Raw genomic sequence first — 24,649 nt, 5'->3', positions numbered from 1 at the left:
AAAATCAAATCAACCTTTCCCTTTAACATAGCCTTCTTTTTTATAATTGGACCCATGCACCTCCATTAAAAAGGCTGCAAAATATGTTTTTTTATTGCAAATGCAACAAAAATAAGTTAGATTGAATATATTGCATCATTGTTGTATTTACAACAAAAATTCGTGTTTAGGAGTTGACTACGCTGGAAATTCTCCGTGAAATTGGCATGATTGCGAGGGCCCTGGATTCCATAAGCAATATCGAATTTAAAGAGCTTGACCTTACAAAAGGGCAGTATCTGTACCTTGTGCGAATATGTGAAAATCCAGGCATTATTCAGGAAAAGTTATCTGAGATGATAAAAGTAGATCGGACAACAGCTGCCCGAGCGATTAAAAAGCTTGAAATGAATGGCTTCATAGAAAAGAAAGATGATGAACAGAACAAGAAAATCAGGAAGCTCTTCCCGACAGAGAAAGGGAAAAAAGCTTTTCCTTTCATAAAAAGAGAACATGAATATTCCAATGCGATTGCCTTAGAGGGATTCACCGAAAAAGAAGCAGAAATCATTTTCAATCTGCTCCAAAAAGTTAGGAAAAATGTCGAGAAAGACTGGGAATATGTGAAAAAGGGGAACAAGAGAAATTATTGAAGGAGAGTCATAATGACTATTAATATAAAAAAATGTACGCTTGAAGATTTAAGAAGACTACAGGAAATTAGCTATGAAACCTTTAATGAGACGTTTAAGGATCAAAATTCACCCGATAATATGGAAGCCTATTTGGAAAAGGCATTTAACCTAAAGCAATTAGAAACTGAACTATCCCAGCCTTCATCACAGTTCTATTTTGTTGAATTTGAGGGCGGGACAGCCGGGTATTTAAAGGTCAATACTGATGAGGCTCAGACTGAAGAAATGGGCGACGAAGCACTCGAAATCGAGAGAATTTATATCAGAAGCCCATTTCAGAAACAAGGGCTTGGTAAGTATCTGTTCCATAAAGCCCTTGAAAGTGCGATGGAGCTTAATAAAAAGAAAATTTGGCTGGGTGTATGGGAAAAAAATGAAAAAGCAATTGCCTTTTATAAGAAAATGGGATTTGTCCAAACGGGAGCCCATTCTTTTTATATGGGTGATGAAGAACAAACGGATTTTATCATGGCCAAGACTCTTAACTAATTTTTTCGAAGGGCGGATGGTTATGTATATTCCAAAATACTATAAAGTCACAAATGCGGATGAAATATGGGAGTTTGTTCAAAGTAACTCGTTTGGCACAATCGTCACAGTAAAATAAGGAAGGCCCATTGCCGCTCATTTGCCAATGCAGCTAATAAAAGAAGGAGATACGTGCTATTTAACAGGGCATATGGCTTATGGGAACCCGCAATGGAGAACATTTGCAGACTCTGAAGATGTACTGGTGATGTTCCAGGGGCCACATGCTTATATTTCTTCCTCCTGGTATGAGGATGAAAATGTACCGACTTGGAATTATCAGGCAGTGCATGTATATGGTCAAGCGAGTATTCTGAGTGAAGAGGAATTAAAGGGTGACCTGGCTATGCTGCTTCAAAAATATGAAAAACATCGCAAAAATCCTGTCTTATGGGATAAGCTTTCTCCGGAGCTTTTAGAACAGCAGCTAAAAGGAATTGTTGGATTCAAGATTAAAGTACAGGAAATTCAGGCTGCCGATAAACTAAGCCAAAACCGCAATGAAAAAGACTATCAAAACATCATTCATAAACTCTATGAAGAGAATGATTTTGATTCTAAGCAAATGGCCCGGCTGATGGATCGGAAGGTAAAAAAGGGATTATAGATTCATAGGAAAAAACAGAGGAACTCAAATATCCCTCTGTTTTTTAGTGTCTGGAATATTATGTTAGTATTAATATAGAGAGATAAGTGAGCAGGGAGATGGAAGTGTGGAAAGAAGAGTTGAATTATTTTCCGTAGACGATGTGGCCATCGAGTATTCTGTTTTTGGGAAAGGTGAACCAATTTTTGTATTTCATGGAGGACACTCAAATTGCCGCGAAGAATTTGGCTATAAAGGTTTAGCAGAAAGTGGATATTCTATCATTACACCATCGAGAGCAGGATATGGAAAGACTTCAGAAGCGATAGGAGAAAGTTTAACTGCTGCTTGTGAATATTACTCAAAATTGTTAGACCATCTTCAAATTGAACAGGTACATGTCCTGGCTATATCGGCTGGCGGTCCAACCGGAATCCGATTTGCCTCTTTATTTCCGCAAAGAGTCAAACGCCTTACCTTAGAGAGTGCGGTTTCAAAGGAATGGCTGACACCGAAGGATTTGGAATATAAGGCAGCCCACATTATCTTTCGGCCATCTGTTGAAAAGTTCACATGGAAGATGCTTGGTTTTTTCAGTAATTCCTTTTCAAAGCTAATGTTCAACATGATGTCGTCGCAGTTTAGTTCCCTCTCAAAAGAGGACATTAAACAAAGAATTGGCGACGATGATGTTGCGGAATTCAAAAAGATGAATAACCGTCAGCGTTCGGGCAGTGGTTTCCTTATTGACCTTAAACAAGCCAAGGAATTAACCGGCCAAGATTTAAGATCCATTTCCAGTCCTGTTTTGATCCTTCATAGTAAAAATGACGGTTTTATCTCACTGGAACATCCTTATCACGCTCACAAAAATATTCCGCACTCTGAAATCAGTATAATTGATTCTTGGGGACATTTAATCTGGATAGGTAAATTAGCAAGTGAAAGAGATGAGAAGCTTATTTCTTTTTTGGTGTCACATAAACTTGAGGATCCTTGTTTAAATGAAACGTAACAATCACTAAATCATACATTAGGTATAGGCGGGAAAATAAGATTTACAGGGAGGTGAAACCTCAATATGGAAATCATACTATTTTTGGCCATACTCGGTTTATGCCTATTTGGTTTTAATTGGTTAATGGGATATAGAAAAAATCATATCACCATTGATCTGGATGAGAGGTATGTTGACTTTAAAGAGTATGTTGAAGCAATCCAAAGTGAACTTGTAAATCAAGGAAGAGAGGTCAGTTATATAGGGAATCGGAAATTCATTATTGATGGCCAGACCTATATTTTCATAGAACGCAATGTTTCAATGGGAGGCGTTCCCCTGCAAAGAACCATTCTGAAACCGGAAAAGTGACTGATCTGAAGGTGTTAGAGGGCAATAGCGGGATCCTGGGCTGTCAATGCGGCAGCTTTTTCTTATTGCACTTTTGGGTAGTTTTTTGATTGGTTTTACCATTGATGAGTTTGGTAAGGCAAGAAACATCATAAGGAATTTAATAGGGTCAGGTTTATATTTTTAGCTGTTCTTATTGCCAGGAATAAGAAAGACAGGCAGTCTTTCTAAAACAGATAAATAATTTAATTTCATTTATAAGAGGGCAAAGATAAACCATCTTCCAGCGCAGAAGATGGTTTATCTCATATTCGGGAATCCCTGCTGGCGCAATGCCTCGTATACCAATATCGCAGCTGTGCTCGAAAGGTTGAGTGATCGGACATTGCCATTCATAGGGATTCTTAAGAAGTGATCTTTATTTTCTTCAAGCAAGTCTTTTGGCAAGCCTGTGGTTTCTTTTCCAAACATAAAATAGTGCTCCTTTGAGACATCACTGAAATCAAAGGATGAATGAGCCTGTTCACCAAAGGTTTCAATATAGTAAAACTCGCCCTGGTTTTTAGAGAAAAATTCATCCATGGAATCATAATACGATATGTTCACAGAGTCCCAGAAATCAAAGCCTGCCCGTTTGATCATTTCCGGCTCTGTTGAAAAGCCAAGCGGCCGGATTAAATGCAGAGCTGTATCTGTTCCAGCACAAGTCAGGGCAATATTTCCGGTGTTGGCCGGAATATCCGGCTGATATAGTACGACATGTATGGCCAAGGGTTGTCACCTCTATGTTTATTCTACCCTTCAAATTATAGCATAGGATCAGCTGCGAGGTGAAAAACAGCAGTATTCATATTAAATCGAAATAACGCCAAATGCAATGGCAGCAATAATCATAAATAGTGAAGAGGCAACCGCCCATTTTAATGCAAAGCGCTGATTTTGGCCATAGTCAATGCCGATCATTCCGACTAGCAGGTACCCTGCGGCATAGAGCGGGCTTAGCACGTGAGCAGGCTGGCCGAGCACTGATGCACGGGCAATTTCAGCCATAGGAATATTGTAGCTCGCAGCCGTTTCCCCTATGATCGGGATAATTCCATAATAATAGGGGTCGTTCGCCATGAAATACGTAAATGGCATGCTTGTGATCGCTGTAATTAATGGCAGCTGTGATCCTAGTTGTTCCGGAATGACTTGAACAAGCGCTGTCGCCATTGCATCCACCATTTCAGTTCCGTTCATGATTCCTGTGAAAATACCAGAAGCAAAGACTAAGGCGACAACTGCCAGTACATTTCCAGCATGCGAGGCAACACGTTCTTTTTGCTGTACCAGGTCTGGGTAATTAATCATCGCAGCAATCGCAAAGCCTAGCATAAAGAGTACAGGGAGCGGCAGCAATCCGGCGATTAAGGCAACCAGAAGGGCAATGGTCAGTCCTGCATTTACCCAAATTAGCTTTGGACGCTGCAGCTCCGTAAACGATTCTCTGCTGGCAGCGGCAGCTACCTGTTCCTCTGCAGCCTGCAGCTCCCTGATAGCTGAATCATCCATTTGGCGGATTCCGATTCGTTTCCGTTCCTTAATGCCAAAGTACCAGGCAGCAAGGAAAGCAAAAAGAATTCCGGCTGCCATTACTGGAATAAGCGGAAGGAATACTTCCTCGGTTGTAAGCTGCAATGAGCTGATGACTCTGGCCGTCGGTCCGCCCCAGGGTGTCATGTTCATAACGCCGATGGAGAGAAGGGCGAGCGTTGCCAGCATATATAAATTCATATTCAGCTTTTTATATAGAGGCAGCATGGCTGTAACAGTAATAATGAACGTTGTTGTTCCATCTCCGTCCAGAGCGACCAGCGACGCGAGAGCAACAGTTCCAAGGGCAATCTTTAGCGGGTCCCCCTTAACAATCCGCAAAATCGTATTCACAATTGGTTCAAACAAGCCAGCATCAATCATAATTCCGAAATAGAGGATAGCAAATACAAGCATCACGCCTGTAGGAGCAACCTGCTTAATCCCTTCAAGCATCATATCTCCAATCCCAGTATAGAACCCGCCAATTAAAGCAAATATGATCGGCACAATAATTAATGCCAGTAGGGCAGACATTCGTTTCGTCATAATTAAAGCCATAAAAACAGCAACCATACAATATCCCAGCAATGCGAGCATAAAACCCCTCCTAATTATTTGTAAGCGCTTCCTTTTGACTCACTTTATCAGGGGTGCTCCTCAAAGGCTAGATTAGTTGTTTAAGTTGAATAAAACATAATAATTTCATAATTTTCATATTTTTTATGAAACTAGAGTGAAGACTTACGGGGTTACCGGTGATCCTTAAAGCGGGGATATGGGAGGCAGGAGTTCTGTTTTTAGAAAAAAAGCAAGCCCTTTATAGTTGGGCTTGCTAGAGTTGTTTGTATCGGCGTTCGGGGCGGCCTACACTGCCATAGACTATATCCACTTCCACAAGGTCAATAGAAACCAGGTACTCTAAATAGCGCCTTGCCGTGGAGTGGCTTGCGCCAATTTGCATTCCTACTTCTTCAGCATTCAGGCTTGTGGATGCTGCTTCCATTGCTTGTGTAACTTTTCTCAGTGTATGTTTGTCGATGCCTTTTGGCAAAGCTTCAGCCTCGTGCTTTGTCTCCGCAGCAGGGGGACTTTTTTGAAAGAGCCGCTGTATTTGATCTTGTTTAATATGAGCATTGGCTTGCCAGGTGTGTCTTGTTTGGCTGTATTCTTCAAAAGTTGAAAAAAAGCTTTCAACCATTATAGGCTTAAGCAGATAGCTATATGCTCCCCCGCGCATAGCATCTCTTACGGTTTTAGCATCATTTGAAGCTGTTATCATGATGATATCGATATGGCGATGGTTGTGTTTGATCTGAAACAGCAAATCAATGCCATTGGCGTCCGGCAGGTGAACATCGAGCAAGATCAAGTCAGGTGTAATCACGTTTAGCAATTGAATCGTTTCAGAAGCTGTTTGTGCTTTCCCTATGACAGTGAAATCCTGCCTTTTTTGGATAAGCTGTTCATATACAGACGAAGCGACAGGGTCATCCTCAACGATAAGCACCCCAATTGATGGGTTAGTCATGATTTTCTCTCTCCTCCGCGGTTGTGTGTTCAGGATTGTTTTTTGGAATGGCGATGGTCATACATGTTCCTTCTAACCGGTTTGTACGGTACCATTCCCCGCCAAGCTGGCTTAGCGCATGCTGCATGATTGTCAGGCCCAGGCCATGCTGCGGGTGGTTTTTAGTTGTGGCTCCTTCGGTGAAAAAGTAGGCTTCTTCTTCGGAGGTCATGCCTTTGCCATTGTCTTCAATATCCATAACAAGCTCGTCTCCATAGTCTGTAAAGGACAAGTGGACAGCGGCGTTCTTTCCTTTCCATTCAGAAGATGCTTCAAGAGCATTATCAATCAAATTGCCAATTACAGTAACGACATGTTCACTTTGAATGGTATCAGGGAAGTCCAGCCATTGGCTGTTTTCATCAAAGGTGATCGAGACTTTCATTTCTTTGGCCCGGTTCACTTTCCCAAGAAGAACGGCAACAATTAAAGGATCTTTAATGGTGGACATTAAAAAGGTGACAGTCTGCTGCAGTTCCTGCACCTCCATCTTCATAAATGCCTTAGCCTCTTCGTAACGCTCCAGTAGCAGGAGCCCGTTTAATGTATTCAATTTATTTAAATATTCATGGGTCTGTGCCCGAATATGGTTCGCGTGCTGCCGGATCTCAATAAGTTCATTCGCCAGATCTTCTACTTCAGAGAAGGGGCGGATAGTCAGCACTATACCTGATATTTCCGTTTCTTCAGCTAAGATGGGCGAAATGTCTACAATATATATCGAGTTCTTGATGAGCGCTTGTTCCTGGATTAATCGGTTCGGATTCTGTAATGCCGTTCTGATAAGCGCTTTCAAGTGAGGCTCTGTCAGTGTACCTTCTGCATGATCCCCCAGAATATCACGCGCTTTTTTATTGGCTGATAAAATTTGGAGCGCAGGGCTAATGGCAAGAGTGGCGTCCCCAATCGACTCCAGAATAGCCTGTTTTTCAGAAAAGGCATGGGAAATCTCCTCGGGCTCTAAATTAAATATTAGCCTTTTGACTCGTCTGGCAATATAAAAAGCGCCTGGTATGCCAATCAGAAGGGCAAGTCCGCCGAATGCTGCTACCCGCAGCTGATAAACAAAGATTCTACTTTCTACTTCATTCGTTAAGAAGCCAACGGAAGAAACACCGATAATAGTACCTGCCTCATCATAAATGGGTGTTTTCGCTTTAACTGCTTCTCCTAAGACGCCATTTCCTATGAAAATAACAGAATCTCCAGAGAGCGGAGCTTTGTTGCTTGTTTCTGTCTCTTTCCCTATTTGATCCGGGTAAGGATGAGAATAACGGATGCCATCCTCGTTCGCTATTACAATATAATCTGCACCTGTCCGCTCTCTAAGTTTCTCGGCAATCGGCTGTATAAGCTGTGCCGGATGTTCTGCATCAAACGCATCGATAATGGAATTGTTTTCAGCGACCAATTCGGCAACGGTCAGTGCCTGCTGTCCAGTGGTTCTCTCAATCATTTGATCAATGATGGAGGAAAAAGAAATAATTATTAACAGTATGCAAAGTATTAGTACAGTAAGAACAAGCAGAACCATTTGCCCGAAAAGCCCCGGCCGTTTTAATTTAAAAAGTTTCGACACTTTGGCCACCTCTGGCAATTTTATTTACTACTAGATTAAAGGAGGCAATTCCATTCGGCAAGGTAAAGTTTAATCACAGGATGTGCCATTCAAAATTTGGTGTATTGCCCGCTTGTTCTCTTTTTTCAGAATAGAGTAATTTTTGTAAAAATATGTTAAACTATATGTTAGAAACTAAATGTAAAGGAGGGAAAAATCATACGGGCTAAATATTTTATTATTTTGCTTCTGGCTTTTTTGGCTGAAGTGGGTGTAACGCTTTTCGTTGCTTCCACATTCTCTGTAAGGTTCATTGAGGTCATGTTTTTTACTGGAATGGCTTTTGCTGGTCTTAGCTTTTACTTTTCAAGCAGCGGGGGAGTCATTTCTGATTTCAGTTCTTCACAGGCGAGCGCTCAAACAGGTTTCATACAAAAAAGGGAAGCGTTTGTGTTTAGGAGAGGACCTGTCTTCACATCCTCCATCATTTTTTTCTCCATTGGATTAGTGCTGTTTATTCTGCTTATTTCAGAGGTTATTCCGCCGGCAGGTTAAGGTGTAATGCTAATAATGATTTGCTGTAATCCTATGTCATACTCATTGTTTTTATTGTACAACGGAAAAGGGGTGTTAAATGAAGATTAGGGCAGCTAAATTATCAGATGCAGGCGGAATTGCTAAGGTACACGTTGACAGCTGGAGAACTACATACAAAAATATATCCCAGAAGAATTCTTAGAGAATTTATCATATCAAAGCCGTGAAGAGTTATGGATTCATATTATTCCAAAGGGGATTGTCTTTGTGGCAGAAAATGATGAAGGACAGATTGTTGGTTTTTCATCTGGCGGCAAGGAAAGAAGTGGGGAGTACAAAGAATTCCAGGGAGAACTCACTTCCATCTATATTTTGAAAGAATTTCAAGGGCAAGGAATAGGTAAGGCTCTTGTTCAATCTGTAACTAAGGAATTGGGGAAATCAGGGATGAACACCATGCTCGTTTTTGTTTTAGCGGATAATAATTCCACGCTATTTTATGAGGCCATGGGCGGTAAGGTCATTGATAAGATTGAAGTTGAGATTGCAGGAAAGAAACTTAATGAACTTGTTTACGGCTGGGATACAATTGATACTTTAAGTGGACAGGAATGAACTCATAAGAACAGAGGCAGTCATGCAAAATAGGAGAATCATCCATGCAATATATTAAATTTTGTCTTTGCCAATTCTTTTTATTTTCAGCACTTTTTGTATTAAACATCCGTTTTGATCAGTATATCAGCAGGCCATTTACCAGGGTTGATTTTATAGCCATATGTATCAGTGTGCCTGTCCTTATCATTATTTTTATCGTTATAAGCAAGTTATATAGACAGTTCGACGCTATTAGACTGAGAAATAAAATATTTATCTCCATACCCGTTTTTATCCTGTCAGTCTTCTTTATAGGGTTTCTTGATTCATTGCTCTAAGGTTCATATTAAAATGCTTGCTGCTTAGCAAACAGTACAGGGCAAGCAGTTCCCAAATGGAGTTGAGTGATTTTGAGTAATAAAAACCATTCAATATTGGATAAATGGCGTGCGAAATATGGAGCAATTGTTATCGCATTTAGTTGTTTATTAAGTTTAATCAGCAGCTGGGGTAAGAATTGGATTCTTACAGGTGTTTTGGGCTTAGGTGTTTTGCTTTGTGGAGCAATCGGTTTTTTTGATATAAGGCGTGCCAGGACGGATTTTAAACAGAAATTGCAGGGCGAGAAATGAATGAATCTGGGTGCTCCAATCGCATTTATTGCAAATAATATATGAGGAGATGACGAAAATGAGCGAGAAATTATTACGAGTAGGTACAACCTATATACCAGTAACAAATGTAGAGCTTTCCTCTGAGTGGTATGTAAATAAATTAGGAGCAGAGTTAAGCTACAAAGATGGGGACAAAGCAATTTTAAATTTTGCCAATCAGAGTATTTTTCTTGTGAAATCTAAGGAGGATCAAAGCGCCAATTTCTTTGATATTTACGGCAATGAGCGATTTTCACTTACATTTGAAGTTAATGGATTAAGTGCCTTAGAAGCCATACATAAAGACTTTAAGCAAAGTGGAATTAAAGTTGGAGAGATCGAAGACCGAGGACACTCTGGAAGGAATTTTGTCTTTTATGATTTAGACGGCAATAAATTTGATGTGTGGAGTGAATTAAGTCCAGCCTTCAAAGAGAAATATCTTATTTCCGAGAATATTTAAAAGTGGGGGCGATGCTTTTTTTAGCATCGCCTTTTCAATGCGGGAAAGTCTGGGAGCTGCTTCTATATATTCTGGTTGTGTGTTAAAAAAAACGTGTCGGCTCTGGATATAAGAGGGGCAGTTGGAAAAACCTATTTATTAATGAACAGTACAGGAGGGATTCTAATGAAAGACAAAGATCAGGAAACTAGTGATGGACTGAATCAGATATTTGAAATCATTAATGCCAAAGGGGATGTTGGCGAAATTAATGAGATCCTTAAAAATGGAAGTGCGGATGATGAAACGGAAAACTCGGCTCCTGATTCCTAAGGTAAAAGAAACCAAAATGGGCTGGGACAAGGTGCATGATTGTCTATACTTTTCAGTAAATTCACCCTATAATAAAAGGGAATTTCAGGCGGGCAATGGAAGCGCGTCCCTTCCGCTCTTTTTTTGATTTATGACTTTTTTAGGAGGTATGATTATGCATACAATCATCAGTGTACGCCCTTAATAAGGGGGACGTACACTTCTTTTAGCCGCCGTACTTTTTGGAGGCTGCGATCATGAAACCAATCTATTATTTATATGCGAAAGCATTTTCTGATTTTAGTTCACGCATGCAATTCATCGGTTTGACGAGCGCATTGTTAATAAGTGAACATCCTGAATTGTATTTGATGCTCTTTTATTTAGGCAGACAAATTGGCGGAATTTTGGTCAGTTACCTGGCGGGTGTTGTGGCCGACCGTTATTCAAGGCGCCGAACGATGATACTTTCAGAACTTGCAAGCGGATTCGCTCTGTCCAGTTTGATTTTCATTGAACATCCAGTGTTTATTGTGGGGATTGCTTTTTTTCTTGGCATCACATATACATTTTTTGATGTCAGTTTTCGGTCATCGATCCCATCGATGTTTGGGGAAGAGCACATATCAGAAATTAATACGCTTCTGGTTCGCCTTGGAGCAATAATGAGTATCATTGGCTTTGCCGCTGGAGGCTTAATTTCAGCTTTTTCTTCCTATAAATATTTAATAATGTTTGACAGTGCGATCTATCTTGGGTCCGCTTTGATTTTGTTAAAGGTTCACTGGAAGGAACAAACGAACCCGATGCAGACCGATCAGCCGAAGCTTACTGTCAGTCACGTCTTGCAATCAGGGATTTATCGATTTTTACTGGCGATTGGATTTGTTTACCCGCTTGCAGCTGCTTCTTATCAATATGCTCTTCCGCTTTTGGCTTCTGTCAAGGAACATGGGGACTTATATAATGGTTTGATGTGGTCAACTGTCGCAGCAGGCTCATTTCTATGTTCATTGATTCTAAAGAAACAGTTTGTAAACGAGAAACGCTATATTGTCAGTCTGCTTTTGTTTGCAGTGTTCGTATCGATCGCATTCATGTATGAGCTTGCGCCCGTCACGTTTCTTATCCTATTGCTTGCAGGGGCTGCAGAAGCAATGGTGCAGGTGTGTCACTATACGCTTCTTCAGCGCAGTGACGAACGTGTTCGCGGCCGCTTGTTTGGTCTTAACACGCTTGCAGTAAGAGGCGGATTTTTAGCAGGATTTGGAGGTGCGCCACTGCTTGCAGATGTCATTTCATTACCTCATAGTGTATGGGCCATTCAATCCATACTGGTGATGTGCTGTGTTGTTCATTTGTGGAGAAAATACTACTCTCGCAATAAAGCGGAGTGGTCATAATTCGTCCAAATGACCTCATCTGACCAAACAAAAATGGATTGTCATTCAGACAATCCATTTCTGCTTTATTTATTCATTTCTACTGTTTCGTTAATATCTGTCGATTTAGAGTTTTGCCCTGTCATGCGTTTAAAGAGAAAAGCTGCTTTTTTCGTGAAATTGCCAGTCTCCCAATATTCGGCTGCTTCCGCTTTTACCTTTATAAGGACAACGTTAGGATCATCATAAGATGTCTGCATAATTTCTTCATATGCCTTGCTCCACAATTCTTTTTTCTTTTCTAAATCCTCAACGATTTCCGCTCTTCCGCGGACGGAAACATAGGATTTGCCTGCATAAGCCACATTAACATCTTGATCATGAAGAATTTCCTCATACTTTGCAGTCTCTTTTTTCGTGAAAAACCATAAGTCACCATCAAATTCTACTTCTTGTGTTTTCATTGGACGGGACACAAGTCCTTCCTCCGTAACCGTGGTCAGCATGGCCGTGTCAATGTCTTTGATTAACTCTCGCAGTGTTTCTATTTCTTCTTGATTGATCATATTAGACATTTCCATCACCTCGTAAAAGTTTTATAGAGTTATATTACCCTTTAAACAAGCTTTTATTCAGGTATATCCCAATCAAACTTTTTAAGGGCGGGATGTCTAAGATGCTCATTTCGTTCTGGGGGATAAAAATTGGGAATACATTTATTTTAAACAGGCGTTTTGTTAACCATTCGTGTAAACGAGTTTTAAAAAAAATGTTGAGGCTTTAGGACAAAGACTGATGGAAACAAGCGGCCAAACAGGTTCGAATAGGGGACAGAATGATCTGTGATCAGCCGCTATTTTTATTCTTTTTAACGTATAGGGGCAGGTTAATCGAGCAAGGAAGTCAAATAACTAGTAGTACATACATACTTAAAAGTTTGGAGGAATTACAGGTGGGTTTCGGTTCCTTATTATTTTCTATCCTTCTTTGGGTTATTGGGCTATTTATTCTGTATATCGTCATTTCTGCAGCAGTCAGGGATGGCATTAACAAGTCTGTTGCTGGTCAGTTTCTTGAAAATAAATACGGGATTAAAAAGGATAAGGATTCCTTTCTTGATCGTGACTTAGATAATGACAAATAAGTCTTCTATGCCCTCTTTTTAAAAGAACGTGATATATAATAAAAGAAACTATCCAGAATATAAGGAGAAGAAAATGCACGTATTAATAATAGGAGCAACGGGAGCAACAGGCAAGGACTTGCTGGATTTGCTGCTGGAAGAAGAGTACTTTCATCAGATAGATGTTTTTGTCAGGCGGGATCTTCCTATCCAGCATGAGAAATTAAAGGTTCATGTGATTGACTTTGATCAATTTGAACAATGGAAGGATTCAGTGAAAGGCGATGTCTTGTTTTCTTGTTTGGGAACGACCTTAAAAGCTGCGGGAAGTAAAGAAGCGCAATGGAAAATCGATTACGACTACCAATACCAGTTTGCCAAAATAGCCAGAGAAAACCATGTCAGTCATTATGTTTTGGTATCTTCAGGGGGCTCGTCGCCTAATTCTCCCTTATTTTATCCAAGGTTGAAGGGGCAGCTGGAAGAATCAGTAAAGGATTTAGGGTTTCCTGGCGTGACAATCTTTAAGCCGCCTGTGCTGGTACGAAAAAATAGTGATAGAACCATGGAGGTTGCCGGAATGAAAGCCGTACAGTTTTTTAATCAATTCGGACTGCTTCGTTCTCAGGAACCGCTGCCGACAGAAATATTGGCTCAAGCCATGATCAAATTTGTGAAACCGCCAAGAAGCGGCATTTTTACGCTTGAAGGTGAAGCGATTCGGGAATGTGCCGGGAAGTTTGAGTAAGAACCTGATAACTTTGATCGAAGAGGTCAAGGTTATTTTTTATGCTGCCCGAAAGGGAAATTATGTTAAAATAGAGGTAATATTTAGAAAATAAATATAACTCTACTTTCCGATAAGGCGGGATAAGATGAAGCATGAAACAAAAGAGCAAGTTATAAATTGGCTGCTTACGGTCATGATTCTAACGCTTGTAGGTTCCTTTGTTTTATTTTTTATGGGCTATTATATGGCCGGTTTTCTTGTTGGCGGGATATTTATGACAATTTCCACGTTTTTGGCCCAATGGAGCACAGATAAAAGTGCCGATTATATTTTCAGGGGCGAATATCAAAATAACAGGAATAAGTGGAATAATAAATGGTAGAAAAGCGGTTCCGATCGGAATGGCTTCTTTTGCATGTTATGGGCAGCACAGCTGGTGGAACTTCAGGCTGGGATGGGAGGGGAAGTTATGATAAAAAACTATAAAACATATGCTTTTCTTATTCTATTGATCATTGCCGTTTTGGCTATCATGGATGGCTTAACTAATTCAAATGAGGCTGAGGAACTGCGGACGGAAAAGGATCGGCTAGCTGAAGAAGCAGCGAGTTTCAAAAATGAATATGAAACTGAATCTAAAATGCTGGATGAGGCAAGAAAGGAAAATAAGGATTTAGAAGAAAGTCTTTCGGAATTGGAGAAGAAAATTGAATCTTTGCGGTCAACTTTAGAATATAAGGAATTTGCTGCTGCTGTAAGGGAGGTTGACACCTACAAGGCCGTACAAACCTTTGAGGGGGCGAACAGGTTTATTGCCCAAAAAGACGGGGCGGGATCCTACACAATTGATAGTGAAGGAAACTGTCCTTGCGGATTCTTCTTTGAAAAAGGATTTGAATGGGTGCCAAATGCTGTCCTTGACCTTAAAGCGTTCAGAATTGAAAATGATAAAATTTTCCTTACCTATCATACGGCAGAGGATATTAAACAGGATTATCAATTTGTTATGGTTATGGCGCCAGGACGATTTGACAGAGAGGAAAAGTGGAGAATTGATGAAATCAAGCTGGTGGAAAAGGGAGATCAGTAGGGAAGTGAGAGGCAAAAAGAAAGGGAGTTAAATGATGACAAACCATGTAACGGCAGGGGATCAAGCAAATCCGCTTAATACCTTGTTTAATATGGAAATTATTGGTCGAATGAGCTATCATATCAGTAAACAGGTAATAAAGGAGCAGAAAATATGACAGCCGACATTCAAAAAGGGTCCCGTATTGATATAACAAAAACAAGGCCAGACTTATCGCAGCTTGCTATCCGGATCAGCTGGGAAAGTCCTGATTCTTATGATATAGATGCAGCTGTATTCATGGCTGATCAAAATGGACATTGCCCAGATGATTCCTCCATGATTTTTTATGGGAATAGTGTTTCAACAGATCAATCTGTACAGCATTCTGTGGTGGCCGAGACGGGGAGAAGCTCAGAATTATTTCACATTAATTTGCCTTTAATAACATCTTCTATCGAAAAGCTTGTTTTTACACTGACCATCTATGAAGGTGATAAAAAAAATCAGACTTTCTCAGAAATGAACAATGCTTCTATTTTATTCAGCAATGCAGCAACAGGGGAAGAACTGCTTACATATAAGCTGGGGTCTTTTACAATTGAAAACACTTTAGTATTGGGTGAATTATATAATAGAAATGGAGATTGGAAGTTTTCAGCCAATACCGGCGGTTTTTCCGGCGGACTTGCTGCACTATGCAATCATTTTGGCATTGAAGTGGAAGAAGAGCAGGAGAGCGGCGCTTTTGAGGCGGCACCTGCGCTTGAAATAGAAAGTCCTATTTTACAAGAGACTGCAGTAAAACCCGAACCGCCTATTGTGCCCGAGCCAGCTGCTCAGCAGCAGCCGATTAAGCTTGGAAAAATCACATTGGATAAGCCCGGAGAAGGGGTTTCACTCAGAAAGGCTGCCAAAATTGAAAATGTTAAAGTCAGGCTCAAATGGACAAAGGGTGTAGATTTGGATCTGCACGCTTTTTATAAAACCAAAACAGGGCAGTTTGGACATATTTTCTTTGGCAATAAGGGCGGGTTCCATGCCTCTCCATTTATTAAGCTTGATCGAGACTCCGGTGTCGGGAACACGTCTGGAAACAATGCTGAAAACCTGACAATCAAAACACTGAAGGATTTGGACTCAGTCATCATTGCCACGAATATCTTCCGGTTTCTCGGCTTCATCTCCAAAGGGGAGAACTTTGCCAGATACGATGGCCGCGTCCTCGTCAAAACCGGCAACGGAGATGATATAGAAGTTCCGTTAACTTCAAAAGTAAAAGGCAGATGGTGCATTATCTGTAAAATAGACAATACAGATGCAACAGATCCAAAGGTTCTGAATATCAACCGGGTACAATCCAATAAACCGGATATTAGAGATTTGTGAAGAATAGATTTATAGCAAAGAACTCACATTTTTAGATTTAGCAATGTGCGGATATTGAAGTTGACGGTTCGTTTTAAAAAAGAGGTCAATCAGGGGATTTGCCTCTGAACAGGAGGAAATAGTTATGCTGTTTATGCTGATTGTCAAAGCCTCAAAGAATTCCGAAGCCGGAAAGCTCCCAAGCCCTGAGCTCATGGAAGCCATGACGAAGTACAATGAAGAATTAGTTAAGGCGGGCGTGCGGGTTATGGCTAAAGGACTTCATCCAAGTTCAAACGGAATTCGGATTTCCTATCCGAGACCAGGGGAAAGGCCTGTGGTTACGGAAGGCCCATTTACAGAATCGAAAGAACTGACTGCCGGGTTCATTCTGATTGATGTGAATTCGAGGGAAGAAGCAATCGAGTGGGCCATGCGGATGCCGGACCCGCAAGGACATGGGGAAGGCGAGATTGAGCTGCGGCAAGTGTTTTAGGCGCTGGAGCTTTCCGGGATCTGGTGTACTCTTCTACTATTAATTTAGAAGTAAAGGGTGAATCCGCACAATCTGCTGCAGATTCACCTTTTGGTTATTCAACGATATTTTTTTCAATGACAAGTGACAGGCTTTCAGCCATCTCCTGATAAGTGGCATCATTTGGATGGAAGATGTCACTGGAAAGATCGCGTTTGGCATCTGTGACCAGATTGAAAGTATCTGCTATTTGAACTCTGTATTTCAAGCCTAATGTCCGGGCAGATTCATTCCATTTTTGGATGACGGAATCAAATGAATCCCCATTGGGCGATTGCTTGAAAGGATTATAAAGGCCCATGTAAACGATGACGGCATTCGGATTGGTTTCGCGAATGCTTTTGAATGTCTTCTCCAGATTCGGAATTTCGGTGTTCACGATGCCCAATGCGGTTTCCTCTGAATATTTCTCCAGGATCTCCCCGCTGTTAAAAAGGTTGTTGCCACCAATGGTGATGGAGATTATTTTGGCTTCTTTAAGGGCCCTCCTGACTTCCTTTTGTTCCAGCTGTGTCAGCAAATCCTCAATTCTGGCACCGCGCACCCCAAGGTTTTGAAAGCGATCAACCATCTTCTTTTCTTTCAGTTCATTTCCAGCCAAGGAGACAAAACCTTCTCCTTTTGAGGAACCGACACCCCTTGTTAATGAATCTCCAAGGGCGAAATAGGCATCGCCAGGTGTGGCAGGTTTATCTTCTGTTTTCTCTAAAATTTTTCCTCGGGGCGGGCTGGTAACATCCATATAGGCACTGGCAAGTCCATATCCAAACAGAACTGTCAGGGCAAGGGATAGGGTTAAAAATAACGGCCACATCCATTTTTTCATGTTTTGACCTCTCCTTCTAATTTGATTGTATCAACTTTTTTCTCAAATGGAGTATTCAAAAGAGTTAATGTTCGAAAATTTAGTTAGAATAGAACAGGGGTGAAGCTATGAGTGTAAAACCAACAGTACAATTAGAAAATGTAACGAAAATCATTGGAAAGAAAACGATTATTAATAATATATCATTTGACATTTATCCAGGCGAAGTCTTTGGATTCCTCGGTCCGAATGGCGCCGGGAAAACCACTACGATCAGGATGATTGTCGGGCTCATTAAGCCAACATCAGGAAAGATTCACATCTGCGGATTCGATGTGAGAAAGGAATTCGTTCAGGCGATGCAGCGCCTTGGTTCCATCGTCGAAAATCCGGAGCTGTATAAATATTTAAGCGGCCGCGAAAACCTGCAGATGTTTGCCCGGATGCTGGCAGATGTAGATGAAGAACGGATACAGGAGGTCATTGATCTGGTCGATCTGACTGCGCGAATTGATGATCAGGTGCGGACCTATTCTTTAGGGATGCGGCAGCGGCTTGGAATCGCACAGGCATTGTTGGGCCGGCCGGATGTGCTGATACTGGATGAACCCACGAATGGACTGGACCCGATGGGAATCAAGGATCTTCGCCAATTTATCAGAAATCTGGTCGATGAAACGGGTCTTTCGGTTCTCGTATCCAGCCATATTTTAAGTGAAATCGAGTTGCTGGCAGATCGAGTGGCTATTATGAGCCATGGAGAAATCGTAAAGGTTGGCAGTGTGAGCGATCTGGTTGGTGCACTGTCCTCCGGTGTGGACTGGAGAGTCAGTGATTCTTTCCGTGCGCTTGCTATTTTACAGGAATCCCCGCATGTCCAGGCGGCAGAACTGTACGATGACCATACGATACATACGCTGATGGATGAAAGCAAAACCTCAAACCTGAATGAAGCCTTAATGAAAGCGGGCATTGAGGTATGGACGATCGAAAGGAAAGTGCAGACCTTGGAGGATCTATTTATCAGTTTGACAGGAGGCGATCATATTGTCTAATCCGAATATGATCGGCCTGATCCGCAATGAAGTGATGAAGATCGCTTCCAAAAAACGCCTCGCGGTTGTCGGTGTTATATTAGTTATTCTGGTGTCGATGTTTACATACGCCCAATACCGGGAGATACAGGAGAAAATCGAAAAGCAGGGCACTCTGGACTGGCGGGTGGAGCTTCAGCAGGAAATTGTCGACCGGCAAAATCGGCTGGCATCGAGCGGAATCCAGGACGAATTCAGACAGTTCCTCGAATTTGATCTGAAGCAAAAGCAGTATTATCTGGACAACGATATCAATCCGAACTATCCTGGAGCCCCTACGTTTATCCGCATCTTTTTATCGCAGGGAGTCACACTTGTCCTGCCCCTGTTCATTATCATTATCATGGCGGATATTGTGAGTGGGGAATACAATGATGGCACGATCAAAACTTTACTGTCCCGGCCGGTTAAGCGGTGGAGAATCCTGATGGCCAAATGGCTGACGGTGCTGCTGTATACCTCCATGCTGATGGCGGTTACGGTGATCGTCTGTTATGGGGTTTCAGGGATCGTTCTCGGATATGACGGCTGGACCGCCCCTATTTTAACAGGCTTTCAAGCTTCTGCTTCCGGTGAGTTTTCAACAGAGTACATTCATACCCTGCCGATGTGGGAATATCTGCTGATGTCAGCAGGGCTTGCATGGGTGGTAACAGCGGTCGTTGGAACAATAAGCCTGATGATCTCCGTCCTGGTGAAAAATACAGCGACGGGAATTGGGGCCATGATGGCTGTGTTAATCGCTGGCACCCTGCTGTCTTCCATCGGCTCAAGCTGGACCAGCTCCAAATACCTAGTGAACCTGAACTTTGATCTGATTAACTACCTGGAAGGCCAGGCTCCGCCGATTGAAGGGATGTCTCTGCCATTTTCACTGACCGTGCTTGGAGTTTGGACGGCAGGCTGCCTGGCTGTGGCGTTTTGGAATTTTACTCAGAAGGATATGTATTGAGATCTTGGTGGACAAGTCCGCTATACGGAATGTTTCACTGATTATGTGTTAACACGAGGCGATTATTTAGCCATCGCCTCTTTCTTTTTTTTTACAACCGGGGCAGGTTAGTTATTTTAGAAGATGGGGAGATTTTCATTGAACGATAAACTTTATAATCTAAAAGTAATTTGTTTAGCTGTAATTGCCTTATCCAGTGTAATGATAGCATTGGAACTTGTGAACATGAGACAGATCCTGCATTCTATTGGACATTAAGAGACATTACTAATGGAAGCATTGCTTTAACAATCAGGTACCCATTGGCGGCTTTTCCTTACTTAACGAACGGGGCAGTTATGTTGAAGAACAAGATATAACAAGATCAAGAAGGGGGAGAACTTTTTTGTTAAAAGTAAGACCTTTGGAAGATAAAGACTATGAATTGATAAAAGAAGCAGAAAAAGTGATTGAAAAGAATTATAGGTATGGACGGCATCACATTGGTGCAGCAGTCAGAACAACAATTGGCAATGTATATTCAGCAGTGCACGTTGAAGCGAATGTTGGAAGAATAACCGTATGTGGTGAAGCAATGGCTATTGGCAAGTCTATATCTGAAGGTGAACACGAATTTGAAACGATAGTAGCAGTGGCCCATCCTCACCCGCACGAGGATATAGAGAAATGCTGGGTGGTTGCTCCTTGTGGGATGTGTCGAGAGTTGATTAGTGATTACGGCAAAGAAACTGATGTCATCATTTCTTATAATAGTGAATTGGTAAAGTGTAATGTAATGGAGTTATTACCTGAAAAATATAGAAGCGATATAGAGTAAGTTCAATTGAACAAAGGCGTCTTTGAGAACCGGCTGCAGTATAAATATAGGAAGATTTTCTTGGGAGAATTATATTATGAGAGCTTTTTCGGAGGAAGATATGGAAGAGTTTAAAGTGAAGCAATTAAAAAGTTTGGTTAATATTGATTTAACCCATTTAGTTAAGGAAAGCAAAAATGAGGGTTTTCGGTTTCTTGAAAGATTAGTTAATGATTATAAAAATGGCACTAATAACTTCAATAAGCCTGGGGAATCTTTATATGGTTTATTTAACAAAAAAGGTGTACTGATTGCTATTGGAGGGCTTAATATAGATCCGTTTTCCAATGATGAAAAAGTTGGACGGCTGAGAAGGTTTTATGTTTCTAAGGATTATCGAAGAAATGGTCTTGGAAGACTTTTGTTAACCCAAATCATTAACGATGCTAAACACTTCTTTAAGGTATTAGTACTTCATACAGATACAGAACAAGGAGACAAATTTTATACTTCCTTTGGGTTTTTAAGGGAAAATATTTATCCAAATTCAACACATTATTTAAGTCTATCTTCAATGAGGAAAATAAATAAGTTAACCCCTTTCGAAGCAGCACATCAATTTATTAATGAGCATTTTCCGAATTGTCAAGGAGCTCTCTTAGCAGGTAGTGTTGTTCGAGGTGAAGCAACAGAAACTTCTGACCTTGATATTGTTATTTTCGATAATAACCTTAATTCATCCTACAGAGAGTCCTTAATAGCATATGGGTGGGCAATTGAGGTGTTTGTACATAACTTAACCACTTATAAGGAATTTTTTGAAATGGATTATGAAAGAGCGAGACCTTCAATGCCAAGGATGGTTTCAGAAGGAATTGTCCTAAAAGATGTTGGAATAATTGATTCCATAAAAAAAGAGGCTATGGATATATTAAATCAAGGTCCAGAAGAATGGTCAGTAGAAACTATAAATACAAAGCGATATTTTATTACGGATGCACTGGATGATTTTATAGGTTGTTCTATTAGAGCAGAAGAAATATTTATAGCTAATACACTTGCAGATTTATTAAGCGAATTTATTTTGAGAACAAACCGTCAATGGATTGGTGCATCAAAATGGGTAATTCGTTCATTGAAAAGTTATGATGAAGAGTTCGCAAATCATTTTGTAGAGGCTTTTGATATTTTTTATAAGACTGGTAACAAAAATCAAGTTATACAATTAGTTTATTCTGTCTTGCAACCCTTCGGAGGACAGTTGTTTGATGGGTTTTCTTTGGGGAAAAGCTAATATCTTCTTCAGCTTAACCAGCTAATAGGGTGCTTTATTAAAGATCAGCTGCTGAATCAGGCAGGTTTGTTTCAGAAGGTTTTATTAATGAGAATGAAGAATACAATACATCGTTAGGAGTGATTAGATGTTGAAATATCGCAGAGCAAACCTGAACGATATTGAAAAAATGGTTGAGCTAAGAAAAAAACAATTAGTTGATGAGGGGTTAGAACCAAGTATTGATATTGATAAGGAACTATCAGTTTTCTTTAGAGAAAAGTTAAGTGAGAGCAGGCTTATCCAATGGCTTGTAGAAGATGGAGAAGGAATTATAGCTTGTGGTGCAGTAATTTTTTATGATTTCCCACCTAGCTATACCAATAAAACTGGGAAAAAGGCATATATTGCAAATATGTACACTAACGAAAATTACCGAGGTCAAGGCATTGCAAAAAATCTATTATCAAAATTAGTTGAAGAGGTCAAATTATCTGGTATATCAAGAATCTGGCTTGGTGCATCAGATATGGGAAGACCTGTATATAAAAAGTTTGGGTTTAAGGAAGCTGACGAATATTTAGAGTTAAGTATTATTTAACAGTCCAGAAGGAAAGCAGGCAATGCACAAATAAGCATTGCTTTTTCTTATTCGATAAAAGGGGCAGGTTTGTTTAAGAAGGATATTAAAATCCAATTATTTATGAGGAGGGATGACATTGAAAGAAACTACTGATAGTAATGAGTTTGAGAATACGATAGATGCTGTTAACCATCTTACAGAAGCAGATGCTAAAACATTGCTGAGATTAATATATGGATTTATAAATACTGCTATGACGGGAAATGGCGGAGATGCAGTGAAGTTAAAGGTTGTAGATAAAGTATCGGATATTTATAAACATATTCCAGAATTAAATAAGGTAAGAAATAAATAAAATAGTAGATTAATTTAATGGTTGGATTATATGTACTTGAAAGCGGTGATACGATGAAAGCAATCATCATAGGTGCAGGCATCGGAGGGCTTAGCACTGCCATTGCCCTTCGCAAAATCGGGATGGAAGTGAAGGTTTTTGAAAGTAAGCATGAAGTGCGTTTCGCAGGTGCCGGGCTAGGAATCGGCGCAAATGCTGTCCGTGCATTGCAGCAGCTTGGTGTGGGAGATCAGGTTGTTCAGGAAGGAAAGGCATTGGATGAACTTCGCATCTTAACACCTGCAGGGAAAATACTGCAGCGGACGGACACAGCTTTAATCAGCCGCAAGTATGGACTTGATAATGTTGCGATTGAGCGAGGAAAGCTCCTGGAGCTGCTAATGAGTGCTTTAGGTCAGACTCAAATTGTCCATACTGGAAAGACTTGCAGGCATTTTGAACAAAATGCCTCCGGAGTGAGAGTATGGTTTGAAGACGGTTCAATGGAGGAAGGGGATTTGCTGATCGCCGCGGATGGCATTCACTCTACCATACGTGAAACACTGATGCCGAATGCAAAACCACGGTATTCGGGATACACCTGTTGGAGGGCGGTTGTGCAGGCTGGACCGAACTTGAGGGATTATGATCCAAAAATATTTATAGAAACCTGGGGCCGCGGAGGACGCTTCGGTATCGTACCTTTGCCGGACAACCGGATCTATTGGTTTGCCTGCGTTAATGCTAAAGCAAAGGATTCTCAATTAAGAGCCTTTACTGTATCGAACTTGACCAAGATATTTGAAAGCTACCACGAGCCAATCCCCGGCATACTGGCGCAAACGTCTGATACCCCATTGCTTCACCATGATATATATGATCTCCCTCCAATCAGCCGCTTTGTATTTGGGAACATTATTTTGCTCGGTGACTCGGCTCATGCCATGACACCCAATTTGGGGCAAGGGGCCGGACAGTCTATTGAAGATGCAATCATCCTCGCAGGTCATTTAAAAAGAAGTTCCACAATTGAAAAGGCGTTGGAAAGATATGAACACGAACGAACAGGGCGGACCAGTCAAATTACCAGAATGTCAAACAGGATTGGAAGGGTGGCCCAGCTGAATAACGGTGTTTCTGTAGCTCTTCGAGATGCACTATTCCCGCGTATTCCGGCCTGGGTTCTGGAAAAACAGTTGAAATACCTGTATGAAGTGAGGTTTGAGGGGTTGTAGTAATGATTTTAATAAAGTTTTTACGCAGAAAAGGGAGCGAATGTCTTGTCAGGAAGCTCCCTTTTGATGATGGACTCGAACTGTTCCGGACCTTTCCAGGAAAGTGAAAAGAGGATAGAATCAGAGAATCATATAGAAACCCCTCTTCATGGCGAGTCTGCTTACCGTATGCTGTATTCTTCCAATATTGATGTGACAATATGCCGGGAATCCCATTCGCCGCGTGAAAATTTCACGATCGGGTATTTTTTCGGGAACAGCTTCTGGCAGATCGCGTCAGCGGAATTCCCTTCTTTATACAGTGAGGTTACTTCTTCCTGGATGGACAGCAAATAGTCCAGTTTTCGCTGAAGGGCTGCGCGTCCATTTTCTACAAAGCCTGCGTGGCTGCAGAATACATCTTCAAAGTCATAGGTTAGAACGCGTTCAAGGGAGCGGATAATTTCCGGAATGCTTTCTTCTGCTAAAGTCACCTTGGTCTTCTCACTGACAAATAAATCCCCCGTAAACAGCTGGCCGGTTTCCCGGTTTAAAAAGGCTTTATGATCGAAAGCATGGCCGGGAGTGTCGATGACATCCCATAGTGCTTTTCGGGAGGAAAAGGAATCCGGCATCGCCTGGGCGCGAAACGGCTTCCTATTGCCCCAAAAAAGCTTTCTGTATAAGGGGTAATCAGCCCTCTTTTCACAGGAAGGAATGGAGGTTTTGTTTAAATAGATAGGGAGTCTCTTCGTTTTTTCAACATATGCTGCACAGCCGGAATGGTCTTCATGAAAATGGGTGATCACAATCTGATCCATGTCTGCTTCATCAATGAACGGTTCAAAAAATTTATGGAGAGACTGTGCCCCGGTGTCGATTAAGACCCCGTCCGTTAAATAGCTGTGCACGTTTAAGGAAACACCCTGAAACTTTATTTGGCCATTCAGATAGGAAACGCCGTTTTTCTTTCCAGCTGATGCTTTCTTTTTAACAAACAAAACATTAGCT

Annotated in this window: 29 protein-coding genes and 2 pseudogenes; 24 read left to right on the top strand and 7 right to left on the bottom strand. The window is 41.1% G+C overall.

What is annotated here, in order from left to right; all coding sequences use genetic code 11:
* Positions 1–206: 206 nt before the first annotated feature.
* The 5 genes and pseudogenes from CE058_RS21365 to CE058_RS21345 all read left to right on the top strand — a co-directional run bounded on the left by CE058_RS21365 (position 207) and on the right by CE058_RS21345 (position 3,157).
* Positions 207–632: a MarR family winged helix-turn-helix transcriptional regulator gene (locus CE058_RS21365; RefSeq protein WP_163145010.1), complete on the top strand. Its 426-nt coding sequence runs from the start codon at positions 207–209 to the stop codon at positions 630–632.
* A gap of 12 nt (positions 633–644) precedes the next feature.
* Positions 645–1,163, top strand: a complete 519-nt coding sequence (gene paiA / locus CE058_RS21360) for a spermidine/spermine N(1)-acetyltransferase (protein WP_163144992.1) — start codon at positions 645–647, stop codon at positions 1,161–1,163.
* Between the two features lie 22 nt (positions 1,164–1,185).
* Positions 1,186–1,809: pseudogene (locus tag CE058_RS21355) on the top strand (FMN-binding negative transcriptional regulator).
* Between the two features lie 106 nt (positions 1,810–1,915).
* The gene (locus tag CE058_RS21350; protein WP_163144991.1) at positions 1,916–2,803 is read left to right on the top strand and encodes an alpha/beta fold hydrolase; all 888 of its coding nucleotides are present in this window, start codon (positions 1,916–1,918) and stop codon (positions 2,801–2,803) included.
* 66 nt (positions 2,804–2,869) lie between these two features.
* Entirely contained in the window at positions 2,870–3,157 is a 288-nt protein-coding gene (locus tag CE058_RS21345; RefSeq protein ID WP_163144990.1) for a hypothetical protein, read from the top strand.
* Between the two features lie 279 nt (positions 3,158–3,436).
* Here the strand turns inward: CE058_RS21345 and CE058_RS21340 are convergent, their stop codons facing one another.
* The 4 genes from CE058_RS21340 to CE058_RS21325 all read right to left on the bottom strand — a co-directional run bounded on the left by CE058_RS21340 (position 3,437) and on the right by CE058_RS21325 (position 7,860).
* On the bottom strand, positions 3,437–3,907 hold the full coding sequence (locus CE058_RS21340; protein WP_163144989.1) for a tRNA (cytidine(34)-2'-O)-methyltransferase: 471 nt from the start codon (positions 3,905–3,907) through the stop codon (positions 3,437–3,439).
* An 81-nt stretch (positions 3,908–3,988) separates the two neighbouring features.
* Positions 3,989–5,311: a CitMHS family transporter gene (locus CE058_RS21335; RefSeq protein ID WP_163144988.1), complete on the bottom strand. Its 1,323-nt coding sequence runs from the start codon at positions 5,309–5,311 to the stop codon at positions 3,989–3,991.
* 235 nt (positions 5,312–5,546) lie between these two features.
* Positions 5,547–6,242 (bottom strand): response regulator, encoded by a 696-nt coding sequence (locus CE058_RS21330; protein ID WP_163144987.1) that lies wholly within the window; start codon positions 6,240–6,242, stop codon positions 5,547–5,549.
* Positions 6,235–7,860, bottom strand: a complete 1,626-nt coding sequence (locus tag CE058_RS21325; RefSeq protein WP_163144986.1) for an ATP-binding protein — start codon at positions 7,858–7,860, stop codon at positions 6,235–6,237. The genes CE058_RS21330 and CE058_RS21325 overlap by 8 nt, the downstream gene beginning before the upstream one ends.
* A gap of 675 nt (positions 7,861–8,535) precedes the next feature.
* On the opposite strand from CE058_RS21325, the gene CE058_RS21315 reads away from it, so the two are divergent.
* The 5 genes from CE058_RS21315 (at position 8,536) to CE058_RS21300 (ending at position 11,783) form a co-directional block, all read left to right on the top strand.
* Positions 8,536–8,991: a GNAT family N-acetyltransferase gene (locus CE058_RS21315; protein WP_353618156.1), complete on the top strand. Its 456-nt coding sequence runs from the start codon at positions 8,536–8,538 to the stop codon at positions 8,989–8,991.
* Positions 8,992–9,383: 392 nt separating this feature from the next.
* Positions 9,384–9,605: a hypothetical protein gene (locus CE058_RS21310; protein WP_265583462.1), complete on the top strand. Its 222-nt coding sequence runs from the start codon at positions 9,384–9,386 to the stop codon at positions 9,603–9,605.
* Between the two features lie 58 nt (positions 9,606–9,663).
* On the top strand, positions 9,664–10,089 hold the full coding sequence (locus tag CE058_RS21305) for a VOC family protein (protein WP_163144984.1): 426 nt from the start codon (positions 9,664–9,666) through the stop codon (positions 10,087–10,089).
* Between the two features lie 165 nt (positions 10,090–10,254).
* Positions 10,255–10,401 carry a hypothetical protein gene (locus CE058_RS24865; RefSeq protein WP_204260563.1) on the top strand — a complete coding sequence of 49 codons (147 nt, stop codon included), beginning with the start codon at positions 10,255–10,257 and terminating at the stop codon, positions 10,399–10,401.
* Between the two features lie 236 nt (positions 10,402–10,637).
* Complete coding sequence (locus tag CE058_RS21300) at positions 10,638–11,783, top strand: MFS transporter (RefSeq protein WP_163144983.1); 1,146 nt, start codon at positions 10,638–10,640, stop codon at positions 11,781–11,783.
* A 65-nt stretch (positions 11,784–11,848) separates the two neighbouring features.
* Here CE058_RS21300 and CE058_RS21295 read toward each other — a convergent pair whose 3' ends face one another.
* Positions 11,849–12,337 carry a pyridoxamine 5'-phosphate oxidase family protein gene (locus CE058_RS21295; protein ID WP_048009575.1) on the bottom strand — a complete coding sequence of 163 codons (489 nt, stop codon included), beginning with the start codon at positions 12,335–12,337 and terminating at the stop codon, positions 11,849–11,851.
* Between the two features lie 377 nt (positions 12,338–12,714).
* On the opposite strand from CE058_RS21295, the gene CE058_RS21290 reads away from it, so the two are divergent.
* From CE058_RS21290 to CE058_RS21265, 6 genes are all read left to right on the top strand, one after another.
* Entirely contained in the window at positions 12,715–12,906 is a 192-nt protein-coding gene (locus tag CE058_RS21290; RefSeq protein WP_163144982.1) for a hypothetical protein, read from the top strand.
* A 73-nt stretch (positions 12,907–12,979) separates the two neighbouring features.
* On the top strand, positions 12,980–13,633 hold the full coding sequence (locus tag CE058_RS21285; protein ID WP_163144981.1) for an NAD(P)H-binding protein: 654 nt from the start codon (positions 12,980–12,982) through the stop codon (positions 13,631–13,633).
* Between the two features lie 127 nt (positions 13,634–13,760).
* Complete coding sequence (locus CE058_RS21280; protein ID WP_163144980.1) at positions 13,761–13,997, top strand: hypothetical protein; 237 nt, start codon at positions 13,761–13,763, stop codon at positions 13,995–13,997.
* Between the two features lie 87 nt (positions 13,998–14,084).
* Positions 14,085–14,705 (top strand): hypothetical protein, encoded by a 621-nt coding sequence (locus tag CE058_RS21275; protein ID WP_163144979.1) that lies wholly within the window; start codon positions 14,085–14,087, stop codon positions 14,703–14,705.
* Positions 14,706–14,858: 153 nt separating this feature from the next.
* Positions 14,859–16,073: a TerD family protein gene (locus tag CE058_RS21270; RefSeq protein WP_163144978.1), complete on the top strand. Its 1,215-nt coding sequence runs from the start codon at positions 14,859–14,861 to the stop codon at positions 16,071–16,073.
* A 124-nt stretch (positions 16,074–16,197) separates the two neighbouring features.
* Complete coding sequence (locus CE058_RS21265; protein ID WP_048009569.1) at positions 16,198–16,548, top strand: YciI family protein; 351 nt, start codon at positions 16,198–16,200, stop codon at positions 16,546–16,548.
* Between the two features lie 94 nt (positions 16,549–16,642).
* On the opposite strand, the gene CE058_RS21260 is transcribed toward CE058_RS21265, so the two are convergent.
* The gene (locus CE058_RS21260; RefSeq protein WP_163144977.1) at positions 16,643–17,413 is read right to left on the bottom strand and encodes a GDSL-type esterase/lipase family protein; all 771 of its coding nucleotides are present in this window, start codon (positions 17,411–17,413) and stop codon (positions 16,643–16,645) included.
* A gap of 107 nt (positions 17,414–17,520) precedes the next feature.
* On the opposite strand from CE058_RS21260, the gene CE058_RS21255 reads away from it, so the two are divergent.
* The 8 genes and pseudogenes from CE058_RS21255 to CE058_RS21220 all read left to right on the top strand — a co-directional run bounded on the left by CE058_RS21255 (position 17,521) and on the right by CE058_RS21220 (position 23,659).
* A complete protein-coding gene (locus CE058_RS21255) occupies positions 17,521–18,447 on the top strand; it encodes an ABC transporter ATP-binding protein (protein WP_163144976.1) in 927 nt (308 codons plus the stop codon).
* Between the two features lie 7 nt (positions 18,448–18,454).
* Positions 18,455–19,438, top strand: a complete 984-nt coding sequence (locus tag CE058_RS21250) for an ABC transporter permease (RefSeq protein WP_048009759.1) — start codon at positions 18,455–18,457, stop codon at positions 19,436–19,438.
* 385 nt (positions 19,439–19,823) lie between these two features.
* Positions 19,824–20,255 (top strand): cytidine deaminase, encoded by a 432-nt coding sequence (locus CE058_RS21245; protein WP_048009566.1) that lies wholly within the window; start codon positions 19,824–19,826, stop codon positions 20,253–20,255.
* A gap of 100 nt (positions 20,256–20,355) precedes the next feature.
* A pseudogene (locus CE058_RS21240) lies at positions 20,356–20,802 on the top strand (GNAT family N-acetyltransferase); the annotation flags it as partial.
* A 6-nt stretch (positions 20,803–20,808) separates the two neighbouring features.
* Positions 20,809–21,528: a nucleotidyltransferase domain-containing protein gene (locus CE058_RS21235; protein ID WP_048009758.1), complete on the top strand. Its 720-nt coding sequence runs from the start codon at positions 20,809–20,811 to the stop codon at positions 21,526–21,528.
* 130 nt (positions 21,529–21,658) lie between these two features.
* The gene (locus CE058_RS21230; protein ID WP_053071346.1) at positions 21,659–22,108 is read left to right on the top strand and encodes a GNAT family N-acetyltransferase; all 450 of its coding nucleotides are present in this window, start codon (positions 21,659–21,661) and stop codon (positions 22,106–22,108) included.
* A gap of 118 nt (positions 22,109–22,226) precedes the next feature.
* Positions 22,227–22,445 carry a hypothetical protein gene (locus CE058_RS21225; RefSeq protein WP_163144975.1) on the top strand — a complete coding sequence of 73 codons (219 nt, stop codon included), beginning with the start codon at positions 22,227–22,229 and terminating at the stop codon, positions 22,443–22,445.
* Between the two features lie 17 nt (positions 22,446–22,462).
* Positions 22,463–23,659: an FAD-dependent monooxygenase gene (locus CE058_RS21220; RefSeq protein ID WP_163144974.1), complete on the top strand. Its 1,197-nt coding sequence runs from the start codon at positions 22,463–22,465 to the stop codon at positions 23,657–23,659.
* Between the two features lie 161 nt (positions 23,660–23,820).
* Here the strand turns inward: CE058_RS21220 and CE058_RS21215 are convergent, their stop codons facing one another.
* Positions 23,821–24,639 carry an MBL fold metallo-hydrolase gene (locus CE058_RS21215; RefSeq protein WP_286168109.1) on the bottom strand — a complete coding sequence of 273 codons (819 nt, stop codon included), beginning with the start codon at positions 24,637–24,639 and terminating at the stop codon, positions 23,821–23,823.
* Positions 24,640–24,649: the final 10 nt, after the last annotated feature.

It is taken from the genome of Bacillus sp. 22-7 (genome assembly GCF_010628845.1).
In the GTDB taxonomy this organism is placed as follows: domain Bacteria; phylum Bacillota; class Bacilli; order Bacillales; family Cytobacillaceae; genus Cytobacillus; species Cytobacillus firmus_B.
The sequence above is the reverse complement of the archived record's forward strand: the minus strand, read 5'-3'. Positions and strand labels throughout refer to the sequence as shown.

Excerpts from the sequence above, each read along its gene's own strand:
- CE058_RS21365 (WP_163145010.1), top strand. The coding sequence starts at position 207 with ATGATTGCGAGGGCCCTGGATTCCATAAGCAATATCGAATTTAAAGAG.
- paiA (WP_163144992.1), top strand. The coding sequence starts at position 645 with ATGACTATTAATATAAAAAAATGTACGCTTGAAGATTTAAGAAGACTA.
- CE058_RS21345 (WP_163144990.1), top strand. The coding sequence starts at position 2,870 with ATGGAAATCATACTATTTTTGGCCATACTCGGTTTATGCCTATTTGGT.
- CE058_RS21335 (WP_163144988.1), bottom strand. The coding sequence starts at position 5,311 with ATGCTCGCATTGCTGGGATATTGTATGGTTGCTGTTTTTATGGCTTTA.
- CE058_RS21330 (WP_163144987.1), bottom strand. The coding sequence starts at position 6,242 with ATGACTAACCCATCAATTGGGGTGCTTATCGTTGAGGATGACCCTGTC.
- CE058_RS21305 (WP_163144984.1), top strand. The coding sequence starts at position 9,664 with ATGAGCGAGAAATTATTACGAGTAGGTACAACCTATATACCAGTAACA.
- CE058_RS24865 (WP_204260563.1), top strand. The coding sequence starts at position 10,255 with ATGAAAGACAAAGATCAGGAAACTAGTGATGGACTGAATCAGATATTT.
- CE058_RS21300 (WP_163144983.1), top strand. The coding sequence starts at position 10,638 with ATGAAACCAATCTATTATTTATATGCGAAAGCATTTTCTGATTTTAGT.
- CE058_RS21295 (WP_048009575.1), bottom strand. The coding sequence starts at position 12,337 with ATGTCTAATATGATCAATCAAGAAGAAATAGAAACACTGCGAGAGTTA.
- CE058_RS21285 (WP_163144981.1), top strand. The coding sequence starts at position 12,980 with ATGCACGTATTAATAATAGGAGCAACGGGAGCAACAGGCAAGGACTTG.
- CE058_RS21280 (WP_163144980.1), top strand. The coding sequence starts at position 13,761 with ATGAAGCATGAAACAAAAGAGCAAGTTATAAATTGGCTGCTTACGGTC.
- CE058_RS21275 (WP_163144979.1), top strand. The coding sequence starts at position 14,085 with ATGATAAAAAACTATAAAACATATGCTTTTCTTATTCTATTGATCATT.
- CE058_RS21270 (WP_163144978.1), top strand. The coding sequence starts at position 14,859 with ATGACAGCCGACATTCAAAAAGGGTCCCGTATTGATATAACAAAAACA.
- CE058_RS21265 (WP_048009569.1), top strand. The coding sequence starts at position 16,198 with ATGCTGTTTATGCTGATTGTCAAAGCCTCAAAGAATTCCGAAGCCGGA.
- CE058_RS21260 (WP_163144977.1), bottom strand. The coding sequence starts at position 17,413 with ATGAAAAAATGGATGTGGCCGTTATTTTTAACCCTATCCCTTGCCCTG.
- CE058_RS21255 (WP_163144976.1), top strand. The coding sequence starts at position 17,521 with ATGAGTGTAAAACCAACAGTACAATTAGAAAATGTAACGAAAATCATT.
- CE058_RS21250 (WP_048009759.1), top strand. The coding sequence starts at position 18,455 with ATGATCGGCCTGATCCGCAATGAAGTGATGAAGATCGCTTCCAAAAAA.
- CE058_RS21235 (WP_048009758.1), top strand. The coding sequence starts at position 20,809 with ATGAGGAAAATAAATAAGTTAACCCCTTTCGAAGCAGCACATCAATTT.
- CE058_RS21220 (WP_163144974.1), top strand. The coding sequence starts at position 22,463 with ATGGTTGGATTATATGTACTTGAAAGCGGTGATACGATGAAAGCAATC.